This is a genomic window from Alitiscatomonas aceti (assembly GCF_025567195.1).
GTDB classification, from domain to species: Bacteria; Bacillota; Clostridia; order Lachnospirales; family Lachnospiraceae; genus Alitiscatomonas; species Alitiscatomonas aceti.
Genome location: NZ_JAOQJF010000088.1, coordinates 1 through 638, shown reverse-complemented (window position 1 = coordinate 638; position 638 = coordinate 1). Strand labels below are relative to the sequence as shown.

Here is a 638-nt window from a genome sequence, read left to right as displayed (position 1 = left end):
TAATTAAGCGACAGAGATACTACCAATCTCTGGAACAGGCTGCATAGGCAGTGATATCTTTGAGATAAATGTGTCAACCAATATTGACAATATCAGCCTTGATTTCTGTGATGTCAGTTACACATTTTTCAAGTGGCTTATCAGATTTGAAATCTCGCTTCAGAAGATCATCTGACTTACGAGCTTCCCGATCAGCCTTGGTAATACCATTCGGCTTACGCTTTGGTTGATGACTAAGGCCAATTTCATCCATGACCCTGTAGACGGTTCGCTCACTAGGAATCTTGAGTCCTTCCGGTTTCTTAAGGAGAAGTGCCTGATACATGCGAATACGCCCATAGGTATCATTACATTCATCCTCTGTATTGATTGCTCTCATAGCATCAGCGAGATCCTGATATTTCCAGGGGCGATCTTTATGAGCAAGATATTTGTAGAACCCCTGGCGGCTAACGCCAAGCATCCGGCAATAGAATGAAAGTTTTCCCTTAATCATGCCGTCTTCCGTTTTTATGGCAATGAACATTGAAGTGCTATACTAATGTTGTAACAGGAGTGGCTAATAAGATATAATCAATCTTATAAAGAAAAGAGGTACACATTATGCCACAGAGTTACACCCCTGAATTTAAAAAGAA

1 pseudogene is annotated in these 638 nt (G+C 40.8%); it reads right to left on the bottom strand.

The annotated features are described in order from the left end of the window. Window positions 1-94: 94 nt before the first annotated feature. Window positions 95-496: pseudogene (locus tag OCV69_RS16620) on the bottom strand (IS3 family transposase); the annotation flags it as partial. Window positions 497-638: the final 142 nt, after the last annotated feature.